The organism is Shewanella maritima (assembly GCF_004295345.1).
GTDB classification, from domain to species: Bacteria; Pseudomonadota; Gammaproteobacteria; order Enterobacterales; family Shewanellaceae; genus Shewanella; species Shewanella maritima.
The window spans coordinates 2,632,789-2,652,500 of record NZ_CP036200.1 but is presented as its reverse complement, the minus strand read 5'-3'; the positions used below and the strand labels follow the sequence as shown (position 1 = coordinate 2,652,500).

Here is a 19,712-nt window from a genome sequence, read left to right as displayed (position 1 = left end):
CAGACAGGATGTCACGTGTCCCGCCTTACTCGATTTCATCACTGGTTAGTTTTCATGTACGGGGCTATCACCCTGTGCCGCTGTGCTTTCCAACACATTCCACTAACACCCCAATGACTTAAGGGCTAATCCCCGTTCGCTCGCCGCTACTAGGGGAATCTCGGTTGATTTCTTTTCCTCCGGGTACTTAGATGTTTCAGTTCCCCGGGTTTGCCTCCTAACGCTATGTATTCACGTTAGGATAATTGCTTATGCAATTGGGTTTCCCCATTCGGACATCGTTGACTCAAATGCTTGTTACTAGCTCGCCAACGCTTTTCGCAAGTTACTACGTCCTTCATCGCCTCTGACTGCCAAGGCATCCACCGTATACGCTTAGTCACTTAACCATACAACCCAAATGAGTCTTACTAATGTAAGTCATTCAAGCCACATAGGTGACTAGCTGGTTTATTTGATAAATCACACCAATGAGTAAACTCATTCATGTGTATCGCCTTAGTTTTAGAATATTCAAGACACTTAAATAGTGTTTTGAGAACTCAATTATTTCGCATTTTATGTTTTCACATAAAAATACTATCAGCTTTCCAAATTGTTAAAGAACAATGCTAACCGGCTCGCGGCGCATTTGACTCTCACTTCTTATAAAAGAAGCGACAAGTTATCTGTGTGAACACTCAACAAAGTCTAAATTCGTGTCGATAAGGAGGTGATCCAGCCCCAGGTTCCCCTAGGGCTACCTTGTTACGACTTCACCCCAGTCATGAACCACAAAGTGGTGAGCGTTCTCCCGAAGGTTAAACTACCCACTTCTTTTGCAGCCCACTCCCATGGTGTGACGGGCGGTGTGTACAAGGCCCGGGAACGTATTCACCGTAGCATTCTGATCTACGATTACTAGCGATTCCGACTTCATGGAGTCGAGTTGCAGACTCCAATCCGGACTACGACGTACTTTCTGAGATTAGCTCCACCTCGCGGTCTCGCAACCCTCTGTATACGCCATTGTAGCACGTGTGTAGCCCTACTCGTAAGGGCCATGATGACTTGACGTCGTCCCCACCTTCCTCCGGTTTATCACCGGCAGTCTCCCTAAAGTTCCCACCCGAAGTGCTGGCAAATAAGGATAAGGGTTGCGCTCGTTGCGGGACTTAACCCAACATTTCACAACACGAGCTGACGACAGCCATGCAGCACCTGTCTCAGAGTTCCCGAAGGCACCAATCCATCTCTGGAAAGTTCTCTGGATGTCAAGAGTAGGTAAGGTTCTTCGCGTTGCATCGAATTAAACCACATGCTCCACCGCTTGTGCGGGCCCCGTCAATTCATTTGAGTTTTAACCTTGCGGCCGTACTCCCCAGGCGGTCTACTTAATGCGTTAGCTTGAGAGCCCAGTGTTCAAGACACCAAACTCCGAGTAGACATCGTTTACGGCGTGGACTACCGGGGTATCTAATCCCGTTTGCTCCCCACGCTTTCGTACATGAGCGTCAGTCTTTGTCCAGGAGGCCGCCTTCGCCACCGGTATTCCTTCAGATCTCTACGCATTTCACCGCTACACCTGAAATTCTACCTCCCTCTACAAGACTCTAGTTCGCCAGTTCCAAATGCAATTCCCAGGTTGAGCCCGGGGCTTTCACATCTGGCTTAACGAACCGCCTGCGTACGCTTTACGCCCAGTAATTCCGATTAACGCTCGGACCCTCCGTATTACCGCGGCTGCTGGCACGGAGTTAGCCGGTCCTTCTTCTGCGAGTAACGTCACAGCTAGTAGGTATTAACCACTAACCTTTCCTCCTCGCTGAAAGTGCTTTACAACCCTAGGGCCTTCTTCACACACGCGGCATGGCTGCATCAGGGTTTCCCCCATTGTGCAATATTCCCCACTGCTGCCTCCCGTAGGAGTCTGGGCCGTGTCTCAGTCCCAGTGTGGCTGATCATCCTCTCAGAACAGCTAGGGATCGTTGCCTTGGTGAGCCATTACCTCACCAACTAGCTAATCCCACCTAGGTTCATCCAATCGCGAAAGGCCCGAAGGTCCCCTCCTTTCCCCGTAGGGCGTATGCGGTATTAGCAGTCGTTTCCAACTGTTATCCCCCTCGACTGGGCAGATCCCTAGGCATTACTCACCCGTCCGCCGCTCGACGCCGTTATCGTTCCCCGAAGGTTCAGATAACTCGTTTCCGCTCGACTTGCATGTGTTAGGCCTGCCGCCAGCGTTCAATCTGAGCCATGATCAAACTCTTCAATTAAAAGTTTTTACGAACTTTCGTTCGACTCAATGAATTCTACTGTCATGCGTCAATTTAAACTGAATCATCAATTCAAATTAACTTGTGTCGTATGAACATCAATGAGTTTTAAATTTTGTGACTCACTCGAAAGTGAATCTGTCGAATCTAAAGCTCTGTGAATGTCCACACAGATATACTTGTCATATTGTTAAAGAGCATCCCGTTCGCGCTTGGCTCATCGGGTCAGGGCTGCGTATTCTACGCTTTCCCATCTCGGCGTCAAGTGTTTTTTCAAACTTTCTTTTCACCTTGATTTGAGTGGCTTAAATGCCTTCAAATCAAACTGTCGAACTTGCAACCTACACCTCGTGCTGGCCGCTGCGCCGTGTCTACCAAGCTTGTTCCAGACAAGCTTTGGCATTCCCTACGTCCTGTAAGTCAGTGGGAGCGCATTATAGGGAGCAGATTTATTTGCGCAAGCTGTTTTTGTAATTTAAACCATAAAAAAAGACCGCTTGGCGATCATTTCACCAAAAGCGATCTTTTTTAAACATTTAGCGTGTCATTTAAGCTGTAATTATTCTATTCAGCTTGAACCTTTACTGCCTGGCTTTCTGCATCACTAGCTTGATCTTGATTATCTTCGACTTTAGTCTTCGAACTAAACTGGGCTAGAAACTCAATCGCATTTTCGTCATCCCAATCTACATAACTACGTACGAACGCTACCAACTCGCCTTGTTCATTTAAAATAAACGTCGCTGGAATAGTTTCGAGCGGGAACACAGCTCTTAAGTTTTGCATCGGATCAAAATAAGAAACAAAGTCCCCCATTTCGAGAGATTGCAAAAATGGCTGCACGATTTGTTCACCTTCTGCATCAATTGAAATTGGGATTAGTGCATAATCTTCTTTATTTAATGCTATGCCAAGACGCTTAAGTGCCGGCAGCTCACGTACACAAGGCGGACACCATGTGGCCCACATATTAACCACAACCACTTTACCGCGAAATGCCTCAAAGTCGACTTGTTCTCCAGCAAGACTGCTGAAGTCAACCAAGTCAATGGGAAACGGCGTTGGCAACACATTGATTTTATCTAATGTCGATTGTGACTGCTTAGCTTCTTTAGGCTTCATCCCTGGGTAAGCATGGCTGTGCACACTCACCATCAGGGTCAAAGATAAGATAGCGGTAAGAATTAACTTCATTCTTTTAATACGCTTATTATGGTTAAGAGTCTTTATTGCGATTAAGCAATTCGTCGAGTTGTTTTTGGTCTTCTTCAGATAAACCTTGGTCAATCTCAACAGCTTTACGTTGTTTACGCACAAACACTAGAGCAACGAATAAACCAATCGCTAGAAGCACAAATGGACCACCCCATAAAATATAAGTCTTAGAATCAAGCTTAGGCTTATAAAGTACAAAGTCACCGTAACGTGTTGTCATGAAGTTCACGATTTCATCGTCACTCTTACCTTCGTCCACCATTTTGTAAACCTCAAGACGTAAATCTTGGGCTACCGGTGAATTTGAGTCGATTAGGTTCTGGTTCTGACATTGTGGGCAACGTAATGAGTGCGCAAGTGATAGTGCACGCTTTTGGTTGTTGTCAGATTTAAACTCATAAGTGTCTACTGGTGTTGCTGCCACTTGAGTGGCAACAAACAAGGTCAAACATAAACTCACTATTATCGCGAATGCGCGCATTAAGATACTCCTTCTTTCTTGGCTTCAGCTTGTAGCTGCTTCACCATAGGGTAAAGAGTCTCAGACCAAATGTTTTGATCGATTGGGCCTGCGTAACGGAAACGAATGATGCCGTTATGATCAACAATGAAGGTTTCAGGCGCACCATACACCCCAAGATCTAGACCTAAGCGGCCATCTACATCGAAGATGTTTTTCTCGTATGGGTCGCCTTCTCGTCTTAATTCACGAATTGCCGCGCCACGCTCATCACGATAGTTAATACCATAGATAGGCATAATGTTTTGGCGAGCTAGCATCATTAAGAACGGGTGTTCGTATTTACACGCTGGGCACCAAGTTGCCCAGACGTTTAATACTGATACCTGACCTTTAAGATCTTCATTGGTGATAAATTCACTGGCGTTTTCAAGCTTTTCGAGCTTGAACGCCGGAACGGGCTTACCTTCCAAAGCTGATTCTAGTTTCTGTGGGTTAAGGAATAACCCCTGATATAGGAATATCCCCATACCAAGAAACAAGACTAAAGGTATAAACAGCACCAACTTTTTCATACTTTCTCCGTTACAAATTTAGGCTGTGGCTAAATTATCTTTGGCAGCTTTTTCTGTTGCTGCTTTTTTTACACGGTAACGTTTATCAGATGCTGATAGGAAACCACCGACCATCATCAAGATTGAACCGATCCACAACCAACGTACAAATGGCTTGTAGTTAAGGCGAACAGCAAACTGAGTCATGCTTAGAGGATCACCCATTGTGATATATAAATCACGGAAGAAGCCCCAATCAATACCCGCTTCAGTCATGTCCATTGTACGTACATTATACTGACGACGGTCTGGACGCAGCAGCGTCACATACTCATCACCTTTGTACACTTCTACCTGACCTTGTTTAGCAGTGTAGTTAGGACCAACGACATTCTTAGTCTCAATGTACTTAAAGGTATAACCCGCAAGCTCATGACTAATACCTGGGCCCATACGAACACTCTTTTCAACTGAGTAGTTCGACACCATGGTTGCGCCAACTACAGACATCGCGATACCAAGGTGAGCAATAATCATACCTAACTGGCTACGACCCAAGCGGCTTAGCATAAAGTCGCCATCTTTGGTTTTACAGATATTGTAAGCCGCTTTAATTGACGCCAAAGTGATCCACGTCGCGGTACCAATACCGAATACAACCCAAAGGTTAAACTCTCCGCCCATTAGGAATGGGGTAGCTAGACCAACAACAGCTGAAACGATTGCAGGAACAAGTAGCTGACGCTTAATCTCGCCTTGCTTAGACTTCTTCCAGCGGATGATTGGACCAATCCCCATAAAACCAAATAGCACAAGTACGATTGGTACAAATACAGCGTTAAAGTATGGAGGTCCTACAGAAATCTTACCCATGCCCAATGCATCGATAAGTAGCGGATAAAGTGTACCAAGTAATACCGTACCACACGCCACCGTTAGCAACACATTACAAACCAAAAGCATGGTTTCTTTCGACTTAAGTTCAAAACGCGCTGGGCTACTCATTTCACTTGCACGGAAAGCGAACAAGGTTAAAGAGCCACCAATTGCCAAACCAAGCAGTAATAGGATGAACATACCGCGACTTGGGTCTGCAGCGAACGAGTGAACCGATGTTAAAACACCAGAACGAACAATAAAGGTACCCAGCAAGCTTAATGAGAATGCAAAAATAGATAGCAATACTGTCCAGTTACGGAATGCACCGCGTTTTTCAGTCACAATAAGTGAGTGAACTAACGCTGTACCAATCAACCAAGGCATAAATGAAGCGTTTTCGACTGGATCCCAGAACCACCAGCCGCCCCAGCCTAATTCGTAATATGCCCACCAAGAACCTAATGAGATACCGCCGGTTAAGAATACCCAAGCAGCTAGCGTCCAAGGACGAGACCAACGTGCCCAAGCTGAATCTAAACGACCACTCATTAACGCTGCAATAGCAAACGCAAAGCTAACAGCAAAACCTACATAACCTAGGTAAAGCATTGGCGGATGGAAAATCAGACCAACGTCTTGCAGCATAGGGTTAAGGTCACGCCCCTCTGCAGGAATTGGAAATAAACGTTCGAACGGGCTTGAAGTCAGAATCATAAACAAGGTGAAACCGACAATGATCATCGCCAGCACTGACAATACCCTTGCGGTAAAGACTTCTTCTAAGCCTTTACTAAACATGGCTACCGCAGCTGCCCATACCGTTAACGAGAACACCCAGAACAGTAGTGAACCTTCGTGACCACCCCAAACGGCGGCAATCTTAAAGAAGATAGGTAACTGAGAGTTAGAGTGATGCGCTACATAAGCAACAGAGAAATCATCAACCGCAAAACTGTAACCTAGGGTGATGACCGAAATAGTAATAAAGAAGAACATGCCGTATGCAAGCGGCCATGCAAATCTCACTAAATATGGGTCCTTACGGGCCGAACCTATCAATGGCACACTAGCTAGAAGAAAGGCAAACGCCAATCCAATAATCAGTGAAAAGTGTCCAAGTTCTGGAATCATGGGAGATCCTTAATCTACAGAGATCTAAGTTAATTTGAGTTTTTCAACTCACAAAAACGCTATGCGTAACTAAGCAAATATAATCACATTAGCTTAAACGAATTTTAAATTATTTTAGTGTTAACTAAGCCGAATGTCTGCCATTTTGATGCAAAACTGGGTGACTTGTCTCATTATGTTAACTTACTTCAACAAAAACTTATGTTTACATTTGCATCCCATACGACCCACATCACAGTATTAAGTTTCAGACGATTTTTACATTATGTTTCGATCTGTGAACCAACACTCAACTATCAATTTTTGGGTTTAGTTCTGACGTATATTACTGTTCAATGAATAATCTTTCCGTATAATCTACCTCTCAAGCCAAAGCGGAAACTGCTGCTTTTCCTTTAAACTAAAAGTGAATATTGAAACAATGACCACATTTTGGATTTTTATCGCGCTTGCCCTTTTCATTAGCCTGTTAATGATTTGGATCCCGCATTTCCGCCAGCAAAAGTTACTGCAAGCTGAAGAAGCGGGTGTACGTAAACAAACCAACCTAGAACTATTTAACGAACGTCTTGGCGTATTGGAACAAGAGCTAGCAGAAGAGCTATTGGACCAGCGAGAGTTCGATGCCCTTAAGAAAGAGCTAGAGATCAGCCTACTTCAAGATATGAAGCAAGAAGGTGATGACTCGCTTACCGAAGTTGCTAAACCAAAGAGCGTACTTTGGCCTACAATCATGACTGTTGCTGTTGTCGGTGTATGTGGTTACTTCTACCAGGAGCTTGGTGCTTATAAAGAGTTAGCAAACCCACCTCAGGCACAGCGCAGCCCACATGAAGGTATGACTCAAGAACAAGTAATGGCTCAACGTCTGCAAATGATGGAAGCCCAGGTTCAATCTGAGCCTGAAAACAGCCAAGCATGGTTCTCATTGGGTCATGCCTACATTTCAGCAGGTCAGTACAATCAAGCAATTGCCGCATTTGATAAAGTCATGGAGCTAGTGGGTACTCATGCAGAACTACTAGGGCCTAAAGCAACCGCTATGTACTATGCTGCAGGTCAAAAAATTACCCCTAAAATCCAGGGTATTATTGATCAATCATTGTCGATGGACCCGCAAGACCCGTCAACATTACTGCTAATTGGTATGGACTCATTCTTTACTGCTCAATACCAAAAAGCGATTGACGCATGGCAAATGATCTTAGATAGCGATCGTCAAGACGTAGACCGCACCGCATTAATGAACGCAATTCAATCTGCAAAAATGAGTATGCAATCTGACGTGGGTGCAATGCCAAATGACGACGCACACAACCCACTAAAGAACAAACAAGCTCAAGCTAGCGGCAACAAAACCGTCGATGTAAATATTGAAGTTTCTGCAGAGCTTGCTGACAAAGTAGACTCAACTGACATGATCTTTGTATTTGCTCGCGCAACTTCTGGCCCTAAAGTGCCACTGGCAGCAACGAAGATCAGCGCTAATAGCTTACCAGCGACGATTACTTTAGATGACAGTACATCGATGGGTGGTGACGTAAAACTTAGCGGCGCTAGAGAAGTAGAGATTATTGCGGTACTTTCAAAGCATGGTAGTGTTAAGCCACAAGCAGGTGACTTACAAGGTAAAATTGATGCCGTTGCTGTTGGTGGCACTACCACACTGACCCTAGATACCCTAGTGCAGTAGCAAAATAGTGCAATAGTAAAAGTGCAGTAATTAGAGACAGCAACAACAGGTGCTGTTTCATGGCAAACACAAATACTATTACAAATACAATCCACAAAAAAACCGGCTAATTGGCCGGTTTTTTTTAGAGCGTCAAAGTCAAATCTTACTTAGACATGAACTCGATAGCAGCTTTGTAGTCTTCATCACTACAGTCAGTACACATACCACCTGGTGGCATAGCATTCATACCAGACTTAACTGTACCGATTAGTGCGTCCATACCTTTAGCTAAGCGTGGTTCCCAAGCTGCAGCGTCGTGAGCTTTTGGAGCGCCTGCAACACCCATGCTATGGCATACTTGACATGCTTTGGTATAAACAGCCTCACCATCCTGAGCAAAAACATTTGCAGACAAAGTTAGAGCAGCTACTGCAGACATTGCTAACAATTTTTTCATCTTTATGCGTTCCTAAATGTAATAAATACAAGGCTTGTGGCTGCCTTAAATTACGGAGGCAGACTCTTTTTCACAGCAAGAATACTACAAACTGCAAATAAACTCACCTTTTTGTGATAACAATCTCACCTTCCCCTAGCAGAAAAGACAAAATTCTCAAAATCATTAATATATTAGAAAATGTTGAAAAAGTTCCAACTTTGTCAATGTTATTGGAACTAAGTCAAATTGCTGAAAGACAAAAGATAACAAAGGTAAACCCGCAAATCGCTTTATGTTAGTATCTTTTTCGATTCATCCTCACCAGAAAACCGAGGGCTAAGTGACACAAAAACCACAAACAAACGTGCTAGTTCATGCCAACGAATTAACCTGTATTCGTGAAGAGCGCATTCTATTTGATGAGCTCAGTTTTGATATTCATGCGGGCGATATTGTCCAGATTGAAGGTCCAAATGGTGCAGGTAAAACGAGTCTTTTACGTATCATCGCTGGACTGTCTCGCCCATACGCGGGAGAGGTACATTATCAAGGTCAAGACATCACTCGATGCCGCGATGAGTTTAACCACGACCTACTCTACCTGGGGCATCTTGCTGGCGTTAAAAGTGAGCTAACTGCAGAAGAGAACCTTAACTTTAATTTAAGAATCAGCGGCTATGATGGCTTTGATACCTCGGATATTCTTGCGAATGTTAATCTGAGTGGATTTGAAGATGCATTAGCTGGTCACTTGTCTGCAGGGCAGCATAGACGTACCGCCCTAGCAAGATTGTGGCACACCAACTGTCGCGTTTGGATATTAGACGAACCTTTTACGGCCATTGATAAGAAAGGCGTGGAAGAGCTTGAAAGACTATTTATCAAACACGCTGAGTCTGGTGGTTGCGTTATCCTTACCACTCACCAGGATATGAGCGTAGTAAGCGACGAGCAGCTACGAAAAATCCGACTCGATTATCGCTTTGTATAAGGTATCGCAATGAATAGAGGTATTAGTTACACCAGCGCTTTTATTACGCTACTTAAACGCGATATAAAAATTGCTATTCGTCATCGCGGCGATATTTTTAATCCATTATTGTTTTTTATCATGGTTGTTACCCTATTCCCATTAGGTATCGGCCCTGAGCCACAAGTACTAACTCGCGTCGCACCAGGTATTATTTGGGTTGCAGCATTACTCGCATCAATGCTGTCTTTAGAGCGACTTTTTAAAGCTGATTTTGCAGACGGTAGCTTAGAGCAAATGCTACTTAGCCCGCAGCCGTTGTCTTTAATGGTATTAGCTAAAGTACTTGCTCACTGGATTTTAACTGGCGTACCACTCATTTTAGTTGCGCCATTACTTGCAGTGTTATTACACCTTGAAACCAATAGCTATGGTGCGCTAATTGCAACTCTAGCTTTGGGTACACCGGTATTATCTTTGCTGGGTGCCATTGGTGTTGCACTAACTGTAGGCTTAAGAAAAGGCGGCGTATTACTCAGCTTGTTAATTCTACCGCTGTATATTCCGGTGCTAATTTTTGCCACCAGCGCGATTGATGCCGCAGGAATGAATTTACCTTACACTGGTCACCTTGCCATCATAGGCGCAATGTTGGCTGGTTCTTTAATTTTGGCTCCAATTGCTATTGGCGCTTCATTACGAGTGAGTACAAACTAAATGTGGAAATGGCTTAATTCATACGCTGATCCAGAGCGTTCATATAATCTCGCAGGCAAGTTACTACCTTGGTTTGCTTGTTTAGCAATCGCACTTATTGGTGTAGGTACAACTTGGGGCTTATTGTTTGCACCAACTGACTACCAACAAGGCGACAGCTATCGCATTATCTTTATCCACGTGCCTGCTGCATCTATGTCAATGGCGGCCTACATGGGTATGGCAACAGCGTCATTTATTGGTCTGGTTTGGCAAATTAAGGCAGCTGACTGGGCTGCAGCATCTATCGCTCCTATCGGTGCGGTAGTGACGTTTATTGCACTATTTACCGGCGCAACTTGGGGCAAGCCAATGTGGGGAACTTGGTGGGTTTGGGATGCACGCCTAACCTCTGAGTTAGTCCTGCTATTCTTGTACTTAGGTGTTATTGCACTATACGCATCATTTGAAGACAAGGTCCTAGCTGCTCGCGCTGCTGGTATTTTAGCTATCGTTGGTGTGATTAATATTCCAATTATCAAGTACTCAGTGGAATGGTGGAGCAGCTTGCACCAACCAGCAACCATTAAGATCACCGAAGAATCAACAATGCCGATGGAAATGCTAATGCCGCTTCTCATCAACATCTTTGGTTTCGGTATGATGATTGGCGCGGTAACCCTAGTTCGTTTCCGCAGTGAAATCTTAGCCCGCAATGGCATGCGCCCGTGGGTTCGCGCGCTAGCAACACAAGAGGTAGCCAAATGATCCAGTTTGACTCTATCAGCGACTTTTTCAATATGGGCGGCTACGGCTTTTATGTCTGGCTTGCATACGGTGTCACCTTCTCTAGCTTGGCAATTTTGATTGTTGCCAGCGCACGCAGAAAACGTGCTGTGCTTTCAGAAATCGCGACCAAAATCGCTCGTGAAGCCAGACTTAAAGAATCAAGAGGTAACAAACAGTGAACCTAAATCCAAGACGTAAAAAGCGACTCGCACTAGCCTTATCTTTAATTGGTGGTGTTGCCGTTGTCGCATCGTTATTGCTATATGCTCTAAACTCAAATCTAAACCTATTCTTCACACCGTATGAAATTGTTAACGGTAAGCAAGACACGGGTGTTAAACCTGAAATCGGTCAACGTATCCGCGTAGGTGGTATGGTAACAGTAGGTACACTAGTTCGTGATCCTGACAGCCTGCACGTTGAGTTCGAAATTCATGACTCATTTGGCGGCGCTATCATGGTGACTTTCGATGACCTACTACCAGATCTGTTCCGTGAAGGACAAGGTATTGTTGCCCAGGGTATCTTAATCGAGCCAGGTAAAGTAGAAGCAACCGAAGTACTGGCGAAGCATGACGAAAACTATATGCCACCAGAAGTAGCTGAAGCTATGGGTCAAGGCCATAACAAGCTTGACTACAGTGAGCAGCAAGGTGAGAAAAAGTCTTACTAAACTCATATGAGTTTCAATCTACAAAGCCAGTCATCACGACTGGCTTTTTTGTAAGTTGTTACCACTGACTGTGCTTCCTAGCCAAATCCTCTTTAAATCAATGATTACGTGTCAGTTTTGCTACGCACCCTTGCCTATAGCCTCAAATTTGTTTACCGTTGGCTGCAATTTAAACAATTGGAAGGGAGTTCCTGTGACACTTTTTTCAAAAACAGTGATGGCAATCGGTATTGCTAATTGCGCGCTAATCACCTCTGTATCACAAGCTAATGCAGCTGATCTCACTCAAGAAAACCAAGCTCGACTACTTGGCTGGATGCAAGGCCATTTTACCAGTGAACAACAGTCAATTGATGACAAAGACTTCTTTAATATCCATTTGAATATGGTGCAGATTTGGCCATCAGAAAAATCAACCTGGCTGTATGTTGAGCAAGCGGCTGCCACTCACTTAAAAGAGCCGTATCGTCAGCGGGTATATGAGATAAGCGCTATTTCAGAAACAGAATTTGCCAGCAAGGTATACACCTTTGCCAACCCAAAAGACTATGCCGGCGATTACCTAGACACCAATCCACTAGGTAAATTAAGCCCTAAAGATTTGACTGAAAAGCAAGGGTGTACTGTTTACCTAACCTGGTCAGCAGACAGCGCAGCGTACATTGGCTCAACCAAAGCTGACGAATGTAAAAGTAAACTGCGCGGTGCAAGCTATGCCACCTCTGAAGTAACAGTTACCGCAGATAGCATTATGAGCTGGGATCGCGGCTTTGATGCCAGTGGAGAGCAGGTTTGGGGCGCGGTGAAAGCAGGTTACGACTTTATTAAGCAGTAGCTCTAGCCATAACAATCACAAGCAATCATCATAGCTCTTAGCAAGATACAAAAAAGCCATAGCAACGCAGGTTGCTATGGCTTTTGCATTTAATGATGTACAGATGCACCTGAAACAGATGCCCCTATAATAGGGCGTTATCTGCGTTGAGCGCTCTTACTGACCGAGCTTTGTTGCTATCGCGGCTTTGACCTGATTGACAGCTGTGCCGCCTAATACGTCACGCTTAGCTAAACACTCTTCAATTGTCAGGTCTTGATACACATCATCATCAATTAGCTCTGCAAACTGCTTCAACTCAGCAACCGAAAGTTGCTCAATCGCCTTTTGCTGGTTGATAGCAAATACAACAACCTCACCGACAACATGGTGGGCTTCCCTAAATGGCATGCCTTTAGCCACCAAATAATCAGCTAGCTCAGTTGCATTAGCATAACCTTGCTGCGCCGCTTGCAATGCTTGCGGACGGTTAACTGATAAGCCCGACAACACAAGTGCAGTCATATCTAAACAAATAGACCAGGTGTCTACCACATCAAACAAGCCCTCTTTGTCTTCTTGCATATCTTTGTTGTAAGCAAGCGGCAATGCTTTCATGGTAGTTAAAATGCCCACCAGCGCGCCATAAACCCGACCCGTTTTACCACGCACCAACTCTAATGCATCGGGGTTTTTCTTTTGCGGCATTAGTGATGAGCCAGACGTGACATTATCAGCTAGCGAAATAAAGTTAGCTTCACCTGAGTTAAAGAAGATTAAGTCTTCTGCCATACGGCTTAGATGCATCATGCTGATCGATGCGCTGCTGCATAGCTCGACAACATGATCTCTGTCTGACACCGTATCTAGACTATTGAGTGTTGGGCCGCTAAAGTTCAGTGCTGCAGCAATTGCATAACGGTCCATACTGTAAGCCGTGCCAGCAAGTGCGCCACTACCTAGCGGGCAAGTATCCGCACGTTTTAGTGCATCTTGTAAGCGGCTAATATCCCGCTCAAACATCTCGACATAAGCCAAGCACCAATGGCCGAAGGTAACAGGTTGCGCCCGTTGTAAATGGGTATACCCAGGCATTACAGCGTCAACTTCACGCTCGGCAAGTGCCAATAGCTCTGCGTGTAAAGTCCCTAACTTAGCCAGTAGCGATTCACCCTGAGCTTTACACCATAGCTTCAAGTCAGTAGCGACTTGATCGTTACGTGAACGACCTGTGTGCAGTTTTTTGCCTAAATCACCAACCTTGGCAATTAGCTGTTGCTCAACATAGCTATGAATATCCTCTGCACCATGGCTTGCTATTTGCTCTGGTTTATCAGCAAACTCTTGAAGCAGCTCATTTAGTGCTTGTTTTAAATCAGCACATTCTTGCTCGGTAATAATGCCCACGCTGGCAATAGCATCAGCCCAAGCAATCGAACCAACGACATCATGCTCGAACAAGCGGTAATCAATCGGTAATGAGTCGTTGAATTGCTTAAACAAAGCACTGCTTTCACCTTGGAATCTGCCACCCCATAATGCCATTGTGTTGTCCTCTTAAGTAATCTGGTTGCTATACTTCTTGTAGCTAAACTCTGGTAACTAAAAACAAACGGGGCTCATAAGTAGCCCCGTTCTTGCAAATAATGCGTTAAGGGTTATTTGGTGTTTAATGCACGAATTCGGCTGGCCAATGAGTAGAGACGGATAAAGCCTTCTGCATCTTTTTGGTTATAAACCTCATCTTCACCAAAAGTGGCAAACTCTTCTGAATATAAACTGTTTGGCGAGCGCTTCTTCACCGCGCTTGCTTGACCTTTATAAAGCTTTAATACCACTTCACCGTTAATTAAATCTGCTAACGGCTTAGACGCCCCAAGTAATGACTCACACAAAGGTGTAAACCAGCGACCGTCATACACTAGATGCGCCATTTGCGCGCCAACTTGTTCACGCCATTCGCGGCTGGTTTTATCTAGCACCAACTCTTCAATTGCTCTGAGCGCGGCAAACATCACAGTGCCACCCGGCGTTTCGTAGCAACCACGAGACTTCATACCCACTAAACGGTTTTCGGTAATATCAATACGCCCGACGCCATGCCTACCGGCAATCTCGTTAAGTGCCATTAATGCTCCATAAGGCGTTAGGCTCTCACCATTTACCTGGGTCACTTTGCCCTGCTCTAACGTCAGCGATACATATTCAGGCTCATTAGGCGCATCTTCAGGCGCTACCGTCATGGTCCATACTTCTTTCGTTGGCTCATTCCATGGATCTTCTAACTCGCCGCCTTCATGGGAAATATGCCAAGCGTTAGCATCACGGCTATAAATCTTAGTTGCAGAAGCCGTAGTCGCAATGTTGCGCTCAGCTAAGTAATCAAGCAGGTCTTCACGGCTAACCATCGACCATTCGCGCCATGGAGCGATAACTCTTAAATCAGGCGCTAATGCCGCAAAACAGCCTTCAAAACGCACCTGATCGTTGCCCTTACCAGTACAGCCATGACATACGGCATCTGCGCCGACTTTACGCGCAACCTCGACCTGAGCCTTGGCGATAATTGGTCTTGCCATTGAGGTACCCAATAAATAAGTACCCTCGTAAATGGCGCCAGTGGCAATGGTCGGGTAAATATAATCAGCGACTAACTCTTCTTTTAAATCGACGATATAGCATTCAGAAGCACCTGAAGCGATTGCCTTTTCATGCAAACCTTCTAACTCTTCATCACCTTGACCCACATCTGCGCAAAAGGCGACGATCTCACAGTTGTTATAGGTTTCTTTTAACCAGGGAATAATCGCTGAGGTATCAAGGCCACCAGAGTAAGCAAGTACTACCTTTTTCACATCATTATCGTGTTGCTTAATTGCCATGTTGCTGTTCCTAACTTTAATCTTTTTAACGTATGTAATTTGTTTCAATCTAATTTACGGGTTAACTAATTTACGCTGAGTGTTACCCGAGTAAGGTCACCAATACCGCGTTTTGCGCGTGCATGCGGTTTTCCGCTTGACGTAATATCAGTGAACCTTCGCCATCAACCACAGCGGCAGTCGCCTCAACCTCACGGTAGGCCGGTAAGCAATGCATAAAGTAGTTGGCACCTGCACCTTGCATTAACTCTTCAGTCACTTGATATGGCTTAAACTTAGCTTCAATTTCAGCCATTGGGGTACTATCGCCCATCGAAATCCAGGTATCGGTGTAAATCGCATCCTGCTCGCCAAGCTCATTAATATCTGATGTTAGTACTAACTTACCGCCGTGCTCGGCAGCGATTTGCTGCGCTTCACACACAACCTGACCATCAGGGAAATGCCCTTTAGGGCAAACAACTGTCATTTGCACACCGAGTAATGCCGCGCCATACATCAGTGAATGGGTCACATTGTTGCCATCACCTATGTAAGCAAGCTTCACCTTGCTTAAGTCATCAAACATTTCTGACAAACTGAGAAAGTCTGCAAGCCCTTGGCATGGGTGATACATATCTGACAGCGCATTGATCACCGGCACTGTGCCATGCTCAGCCAACTGCTCGATAGTTGAGTGAGCAAAGGTTCGCGCCACAATTGCATCAGCCCAACATGAAATATTGCTAGCAAAGTCTGATACCGGCTCGCGCTTACCTAACGCACCATTTTGTTGATCAAGATAAAGCGCATGACCACCTAGCTTATTAATGCCGATATCAAAACTAACTCGGGTTCGCAGAGACGGCTTTTCAAATAGCATGACAACGCTTTTGCCTGCTAATGCTTGTGCATACCCTTGTGGGTTCGCCTTAATTTGCTTTGCCAGAGCCAACAGTTGTAGCAATTGGCTTTGAGTTAAGTCTTTAATCGAAAGAAGATGATTCATTGTGGTATCTCCTAAGGTTGGATCTGAGTGCCAAGGCTAACGCCGTTAGCAAAACCAATAAGTGCTTGGGTGTCTTTCCATGATGCGATGTTTACGGCAATGCCAGATTGCTGAGCCACGTCTAATGCCGCCTCAACTTTTACCTTCATTCCCTTCTCAATCACGCCATCTGACACAAGCTGGCTAATTTGTTGTTGGTTTAAAAATGGGATTAATGAGCGTGACGCATCGAGCACGCCTGGTACGTCTGACAACAATACCAAGGTAGCATCCAGTAATTGTGCAATAGCGGCTGCAGCTTGGTCGGCATTGACGTTAAGGCGATTACCATGCTCATCAATTGCTATCGAGCTACATATAGGCAACCAGCCCTGTGATAACATAAACTGTAGATAAGCTGGATTACCTGGCACAACTTCGCCCACTAAGCCTAGCTCCTTAGCTTTAATCTTGGCTGAAACGCTTTGACCGTCAGTTAAGCTCATTCCTACTGCAGTCACACCCGCTTTAATAGCTGCACCTTGCAACAACTTATTGCTAGTACCCGCCAGCGCTCCTACAACAATGTCGATTTGATCTTCAGGGGTAACCCGTAAACCATTTAACTTTACTGTTTGCTTACCATTAGCCAGTAACTGCTCATCAACTAGACAACCGCCACCGTGCACTAACACCACATGTTGCCCCGCGGCAATCATCGACTTCAAAGCAGCCATCAAATTTGCCATGGCTTGCGGTTGCTGCAGCAAAGCACCACCGACTTTAATCACTAATGTATTTGTTTTATTCATGTGATTACCTTAAAGCCCAAAGTGAATTTTAATGCACTGCAGTCCTTGGCTCGCAGCACCTTTCATGAGGTTGTCAATCGCGCTAGCAATCACAATATGATGGTTGTTGGCATCATATTTCCAACCGATGTGACACTGAGTGGTATGCACCACATCATCAACTTTCGGGAATAGGTTTTGCTTTACATGAACTAACGGCTCATCGTCATAAACACTAAAAGCTTTAGCAATTTGCTCAGCTGTGGTGTCCGCTTTTAGCTGCACCGTAATAGTGGCTAAAATACCACGTTTGAAGTTGCCAAGATGCGGGGTGAAAATCACCTCATGACCCAGTTGGGTGGCGATTTCAGGTTGATGCCTGTGCCCAAGTACGCCGTAAGGTGTCAGGCTAACTTCACAAAAACTCGTATGTAGCTGCGCCTTACGCCCAGCTCCTGTTACTCCACTAACGGCATTGATAACCGGTAAACTGCCGGCAAATAAATCGGTTAACGGTTTTAGTGCCAGCAGCGATGCGGTTGGGTAGCAGCCAGGCACTGCAACCATAGACGATTGGGTAATTTGCTCTTTATTCCATTCGGCAAGTCCATATACCGCCTGAGCAAGCAGTTGCGGCTGCGTATGTTCAAAGCCATACCACTTAGGGTATTGCGCCGCATCTTCAAAACGATATGCGCCGCTTAAGTCGAACACGGCGAGCTTTTGCGCATGAAACTCGGCAGCCAAAGCGAGACTCACCGCATGATCTGTCGCGAGTACCACGGCATCGGCCGTTGCAATAATATGCTGTTTTGCCTGCTGGGTAAGTGGCTGCAGTTTTAGACTAATATCTTGATAAGAAGGATAAAGCTCGCTAAGCGGCTTGTATTTATCAAGGCTTGCTTCTGAGACGTAGATACCCTGAATATCAAGGTTAGCATCAGCGTTGATCAACTGAGTAATTTGGGCACCGGTATAACCGCTAGCACCAATAATTGCGATATTTTTCATAGATCTTTTCTTATAAGTGTCATGTTAAAAGTGAACAATGGAGCAATAGGCTTTCGCCCAAGGTGACTACTTATCGTCGACGGAAAGGCGAAATCAGATAAAAACGCAAATTGTTGTAGCTAACTGTACTGGTGTTTGTTTTCATTTTTACTATCGGGGTTATGGTAGTGCTATTAAGTGTTTGCTAGACTATCATAACTTTATACTTATGCAATATTTTTGAATAAATATTTTACGGAGATTTCATGAGTAAGCTGCCAGATCTTAAAACAAGCTTTAGTGAATTGATCGCTACCCCATCAATCAGCTCATTAGAATCGGCTGAAGATATCAGCAATAAACCAGTGATAGATTTGCTACAAAGCTGGTTTAATGACTTAGGGTTTGAGTGTACTAGCCCCGAGGTGGCAAATACCCGCGAGAAGCACAATTTGATTGCCCGCTTAGGTCAAGGTGATGGAGGTTTATTACTCGCGGGGCATACTGATACAGTTCCGTTTGATGAAGGGCGTTGGAGCCATGACCCATTCACGCTTACCGAGCGAGATAATCGTTGGTATGGCTTAGGTACTTGCGATATGAAAGGCTTTTTCGCATTAGTGCTTGAAGCCTTGAAAGACCTACCTATTAATGAGTTCAAAAGACCACTGACTATTTTTGCCAGCGCAGATGAAGAAACCACCATGAATGGCGCCAAGGCATTTGCTAACTCCACCGAAATCAAACCTGATTACGCCATCATCGGCGAGCCAACCAGTTTGAAACCTGTATATATGCACAAAGGCCATTTGGCGCAGGGAATTAAGATCATCGGTCGCAGCGGTCATTCATCCGATCCGGCTAAAGGGCTCAATTCCATTGAAATTATGCACTTGGTGATTGGGCAATTGCTCAAACTCAAACAACATTTGGCAGAGAACTATCGCGAAGATGCCTTTAGCGTGCCCTACCCAACCATGAACTTTGGCAGTATTCATGGCGGTGATGCGGCAAATAGAATCTGTGGCTGTTGTGACTTACACATTGATTTAAGGCCCTTACCCGGTATGCCTTTAATTGAACTAGAGCAAATGGTGATCAACTATCTTGAAGACATCTCTAAACAATATCCTGGCAGTGTCAGCATCAGCACACTTTATCCTGGCTCTGAGCCTTTTGCCGGTAGTGCAAATGATGAATGGACCAAAATTGTTGAACAAGTGGCAGGTAAGCAAGCAGAAGTGGTCAACTATGCCACCGAAGCGCCCTATATTAAGCAACTTGGTTGCCAGACTTTGGTACTTGGTCCGGGTAGTATTGAGCAGGCTCACCAACCTGATGAGTTCATTGGACTGGAATATATGAAGCCTACAGTTGAGCTACTTAAAAAACTCATCTATCAAGCCTGTATTCAATAACCCAGCTTATTGAATTCAGTTGTTGAGCAATTGCTAAAACTGTAACAATCTAACGAAATTTTATTTCAAGATAGATTGATTAGTTATTGACCCAATTCGCTGCGATGGTTATTG

At 44.9% G+C, this 19,712-nt stretch carries 18 protein-coding genes and 2 rRNA genes (1 of these 20 running past the window's edge); 8 read left to right on the top strand and 12 right to left on the bottom strand.

Features of this window, described 5'->3' with window-relative positions; translation table 11 throughout:
- The 6 genes from EXU30_RS11400 to EXU30_RS11375 form a co-directional block, all read right to left on the bottom strand.
- A 23S ribosomal RNA gene (locus tag EXU30_RS11400) occupies positions 1–389 on the bottom strand; it reaches 2,500 nt to the left of the window's first position.
- A 316-nt stretch (positions 390–705) separates the two neighbouring features.
- Positions 706–2,255: ribosomal RNA gene (locus EXU30_RS11395) — 16S ribosomal RNA — on the bottom strand.
- Together the 16S and 23S rRNA genes form the textbook arrangement of a ribosomal RNA operon.
- A gap of 564 nt (positions 2,256–2,819) precedes the next feature.
- Complete coding sequence (locus EXU30_RS11390; protein WP_130600144.1) at positions 2,820–3,449, bottom strand: TlpA family protein disulfide reductase; 630 nt, start codon at positions 3,447–3,449, stop codon at positions 2,820–2,822.
- A 22-nt stretch (positions 3,450–3,471) separates the two neighbouring features.
- The gene (gene nrfF, locus EXU30_RS11385; RefSeq protein WP_130600142.1) at positions 3,472–3,951 is read right to left on the bottom strand and encodes a heme lyase NrfEFG subunit NrfF; all 480 of its coding nucleotides are present in this window, start codon (positions 3,949–3,951) and stop codon (positions 3,472–3,474) included.
- The gene (locus tag EXU30_RS11380) at positions 3,951–4,505 is read right to left on the bottom strand and encodes a DsbE family thiol:disulfide interchange protein (protein ID WP_130600140.1); all 555 of its coding nucleotides are present in this window, start codon (positions 4,503–4,505) and stop codon (positions 3,951–3,953) included. The genes nrfF and EXU30_RS11380 overlap by 1 nt, the downstream gene beginning before the upstream one ends.
- Before the next feature lie 18 nt (positions 4,506–4,523).
- Complete coding sequence (locus tag EXU30_RS11375; protein WP_130600138.1) at positions 4,524–6,494, bottom strand: heme lyase CcmF/NrfE family subunit; 1,971 nt, start codon at positions 6,492–6,494, stop codon at positions 4,524–4,526.
- A gap of 421 nt (positions 6,495–6,915) precedes the next feature.
- On the opposite strand from EXU30_RS11375, the gene ccmI reads away from it, so the two are divergent.
- Positions 6,916–8,187 (top strand): c-type cytochrome biogenesis protein CcmI, encoded by a 1,272-nt coding sequence (ccmI, locus tag EXU30_RS11370; protein WP_130600136.1) that lies wholly within the window; start codon positions 6,916–6,918, stop codon positions 8,185–8,187.
- A 145-nt stretch (positions 8,188–8,332) separates the two neighbouring features.
- On the opposite strand, the gene EXU30_RS11365 is transcribed toward ccmI, so the two are convergent.
- On the bottom strand, positions 8,333–8,626 hold the full coding sequence (locus EXU30_RS11365; protein ID WP_130600134.1) for a c-type cytochrome: 294 nt from the start codon (positions 8,624–8,626) through the stop codon (positions 8,333–8,335).
- Between the two features lie 322 nt (positions 8,627–8,948).
- Between EXU30_RS11365 and ccmA the strand changes: the two genes are divergently transcribed.
- The 6 genes from ccmA (at position 8,949) to EXU30_RS11335 (ending at position 12,571) form a co-directional block, all read left to right on the top strand.
- Complete coding sequence (gene ccmA / locus EXU30_RS11360; protein ID WP_130600132.1) at positions 8,949–9,599, top strand: cytochrome c biogenesis heme-transporting ATPase CcmA; 651 nt, start codon at positions 8,949–8,951, stop codon at positions 9,597–9,599.
- 9 nt (positions 9,600–9,608) lie between these two features.
- Positions 9,609–10,295, top strand: a complete 687-nt coding sequence (gene ccmB / locus EXU30_RS11355; RefSeq protein ID WP_130600130.1) for a heme exporter protein CcmB — start codon at positions 9,609–9,611, stop codon at positions 10,293–10,295.
- Complete coding sequence (locus EXU30_RS11350) at positions 10,296–11,042, top strand: heme ABC transporter permease (RefSeq protein WP_130600128.1); 747 nt, start codon at positions 10,296–10,298, stop codon at positions 11,040–11,042. It abuts the gene before it with no gap.
- Positions 11,042–11,242 (top strand): heme exporter protein CcmD, encoded by a 201-nt coding sequence (ccmD, locus tag EXU30_RS11345; RefSeq protein ID WP_130603435.1) that lies wholly within the window; start codon positions 11,042–11,044, stop codon positions 11,240–11,242. Before EXU30_RS11350 ends, ccmD begins: the two co-directional genes overlap by 1 nt.
- A complete protein-coding gene (gene ccmE, locus EXU30_RS11340) occupies positions 11,239–11,736 on the top strand; it encodes a cytochrome c maturation protein CcmE (protein WP_130600126.1) in 498 nt (165 codons plus the stop codon). The genes ccmD and ccmE overlap by 4 nt, the downstream gene beginning before the upstream one ends.
- Before the next feature lie 193 nt (positions 11,737–11,929).
- Positions 11,930–12,571, top strand: a complete 642-nt coding sequence (locus tag EXU30_RS11335; RefSeq protein ID WP_165399008.1) for a chromophore lyase CpcT/CpeT — start codon at positions 11,930–11,932, stop codon at positions 12,569–12,571.
- A gap of 156 nt (positions 12,572–12,727) precedes the next feature.
- Here the strand turns inward: EXU30_RS11335 and argH are convergent, their stop codons facing one another.
- From argH to argC, 5 genes are all read right to left on the bottom strand, one after another.
- Positions 12,728–14,095: an argininosuccinate lyase gene (gene argH / locus EXU30_RS11330; protein ID WP_130600122.1), complete on the bottom strand. Its 1,368-nt coding sequence runs from the start codon at positions 14,093–14,095 to the stop codon at positions 12,728–12,730.
- A 113-nt stretch (positions 14,096–14,208) separates the two neighbouring features.
- Positions 14,209–15,432: an argininosuccinate synthase gene (locus tag EXU30_RS11325; protein WP_130600120.1), complete on the bottom strand. Its 1,224-nt coding sequence runs from the start codon at positions 15,430–15,432 to the stop codon at positions 14,209–14,211.
- An 82-nt stretch (positions 15,433–15,514) separates the two neighbouring features.
- The gene (locus EXU30_RS11320; protein ID WP_130600118.1) at positions 15,515–16,420 is read right to left on the bottom strand and encodes an ornithine carbamoyltransferase; all 906 of its coding nucleotides are present in this window, start codon (positions 16,418–16,420) and stop codon (positions 15,515–15,517) included.
- An 11-nt stretch (positions 16,421–16,431) separates the two neighbouring features.
- Positions 16,432–17,211, bottom strand: coding sequence for an acetylglutamate kinase (gene argB, locus EXU30_RS11315; RefSeq protein WP_130600116.1), 780 nt, complete (start codon positions 17,209–17,211; stop codon positions 16,432–16,434).
- Between the two features lie 9 nt (positions 17,212–17,220).
- Positions 17,221–18,201 (bottom strand): N-acetyl-gamma-glutamyl-phosphate reductase, encoded by a 981-nt coding sequence (gene argC, locus EXU30_RS11310; RefSeq protein WP_130600114.1) that lies wholly within the window; start codon positions 18,199–18,201, stop codon positions 17,221–17,223.
- Positions 18,202–18,446: 245 nt separating this feature from the next.
- Here argC and argE point away from each other — a divergent pair, with 245 nt between their 5' ends.
- On the top strand, positions 18,447–19,598 hold the full coding sequence (argE, locus tag EXU30_RS11305; protein WP_130600112.1) for an acetylornithine deacetylase: 1,152 nt from the start codon (positions 18,447–18,449) through the stop codon (positions 19,596–19,598).
- Positions 19,599–19,712 lie beyond the last annotated feature (114 nt).

Coding starts and splice junctions, on each gene's coding strand:
- EXU30_RS11390 (WP_130600144.1), bottom strand. CDS start 3,449: ATGAAGTTAATTCTTACCGCTATCTTATCTTTGACCCTGATGGTGAGT.
- nrfF (WP_130600142.1), bottom strand. CDS start 3,951: ATGCGCGCATTCGCGATAATAGTGAGTTTATGTTTGACCTTGTTTGTT.
- EXU30_RS11380 (WP_130600140.1), bottom strand. CDS start 4,505: ATGAAAAAGTTGGTGCTGTTTATACCTTTAGTCTTGTTTCTTGGTATG.
- EXU30_RS11375 (WP_130600138.1), bottom strand. CDS start 6,494: ATGATTCCAGAACTTGGACACTTTTCACTGATTATTGGATTGGCGTTT.
- ccmI (WP_130600136.1), top strand. CDS start 6,916: ATGACCACATTTTGGATTTTTATCGCGCTTGCCCTTTTCATTAGCCTG.
- EXU30_RS11365 (WP_130600134.1), bottom strand. CDS start 8,626: ATGAAAAAATTGTTAGCAATGTCTGCAGTAGCTGCTCTAACTTTGTCT.
- ccmB (WP_130600130.1), top strand. CDS start 9,609: ATGAATAGAGGTATTAGTTACACCAGCGCTTTTATTACGCTACTTAAA.
- EXU30_RS11350 (WP_130600128.1), top strand. CDS start 10,296: ATGTGGAAATGGCTTAATTCATACGCTGATCCAGAGCGTTCATATAAT.
- argH (WP_130600122.1), bottom strand. CDS start 14,095: ATGGCATTATGGGGTGGCAGATTCCAAGGTGAAAGCAGTGCTTTGTTT.
- EXU30_RS11325 (WP_130600120.1), bottom strand. CDS start 15,432: ATGGCAATTAAGCAACACGATAATGATGTGAAAAAGGTAGTACTTGCT.
- EXU30_RS11320 (WP_130600118.1), bottom strand. CDS start 16,420: ATGAATCATCTTCTTTCGATTAAAGACTTAACTCAAAGCCAATTGCTA.
- argB (WP_130600116.1), bottom strand. CDS start 17,211: ATGAATAAAACAAATACATTAGTGATTAAAGTCGGTGGTGCTTTGCTG.
- argC (WP_130600114.1), bottom strand. CDS start 18,201: ATGAAAAATATCGCAATTATTGGTGCTAGCGGTTATACCGGTGCCCAA.
- argE (WP_130600112.1), top strand. CDS start 18,447: ATGAGTAAGCTGCCAGATCTTAAAACAAGCTTTAGTGAATTGATCGCT.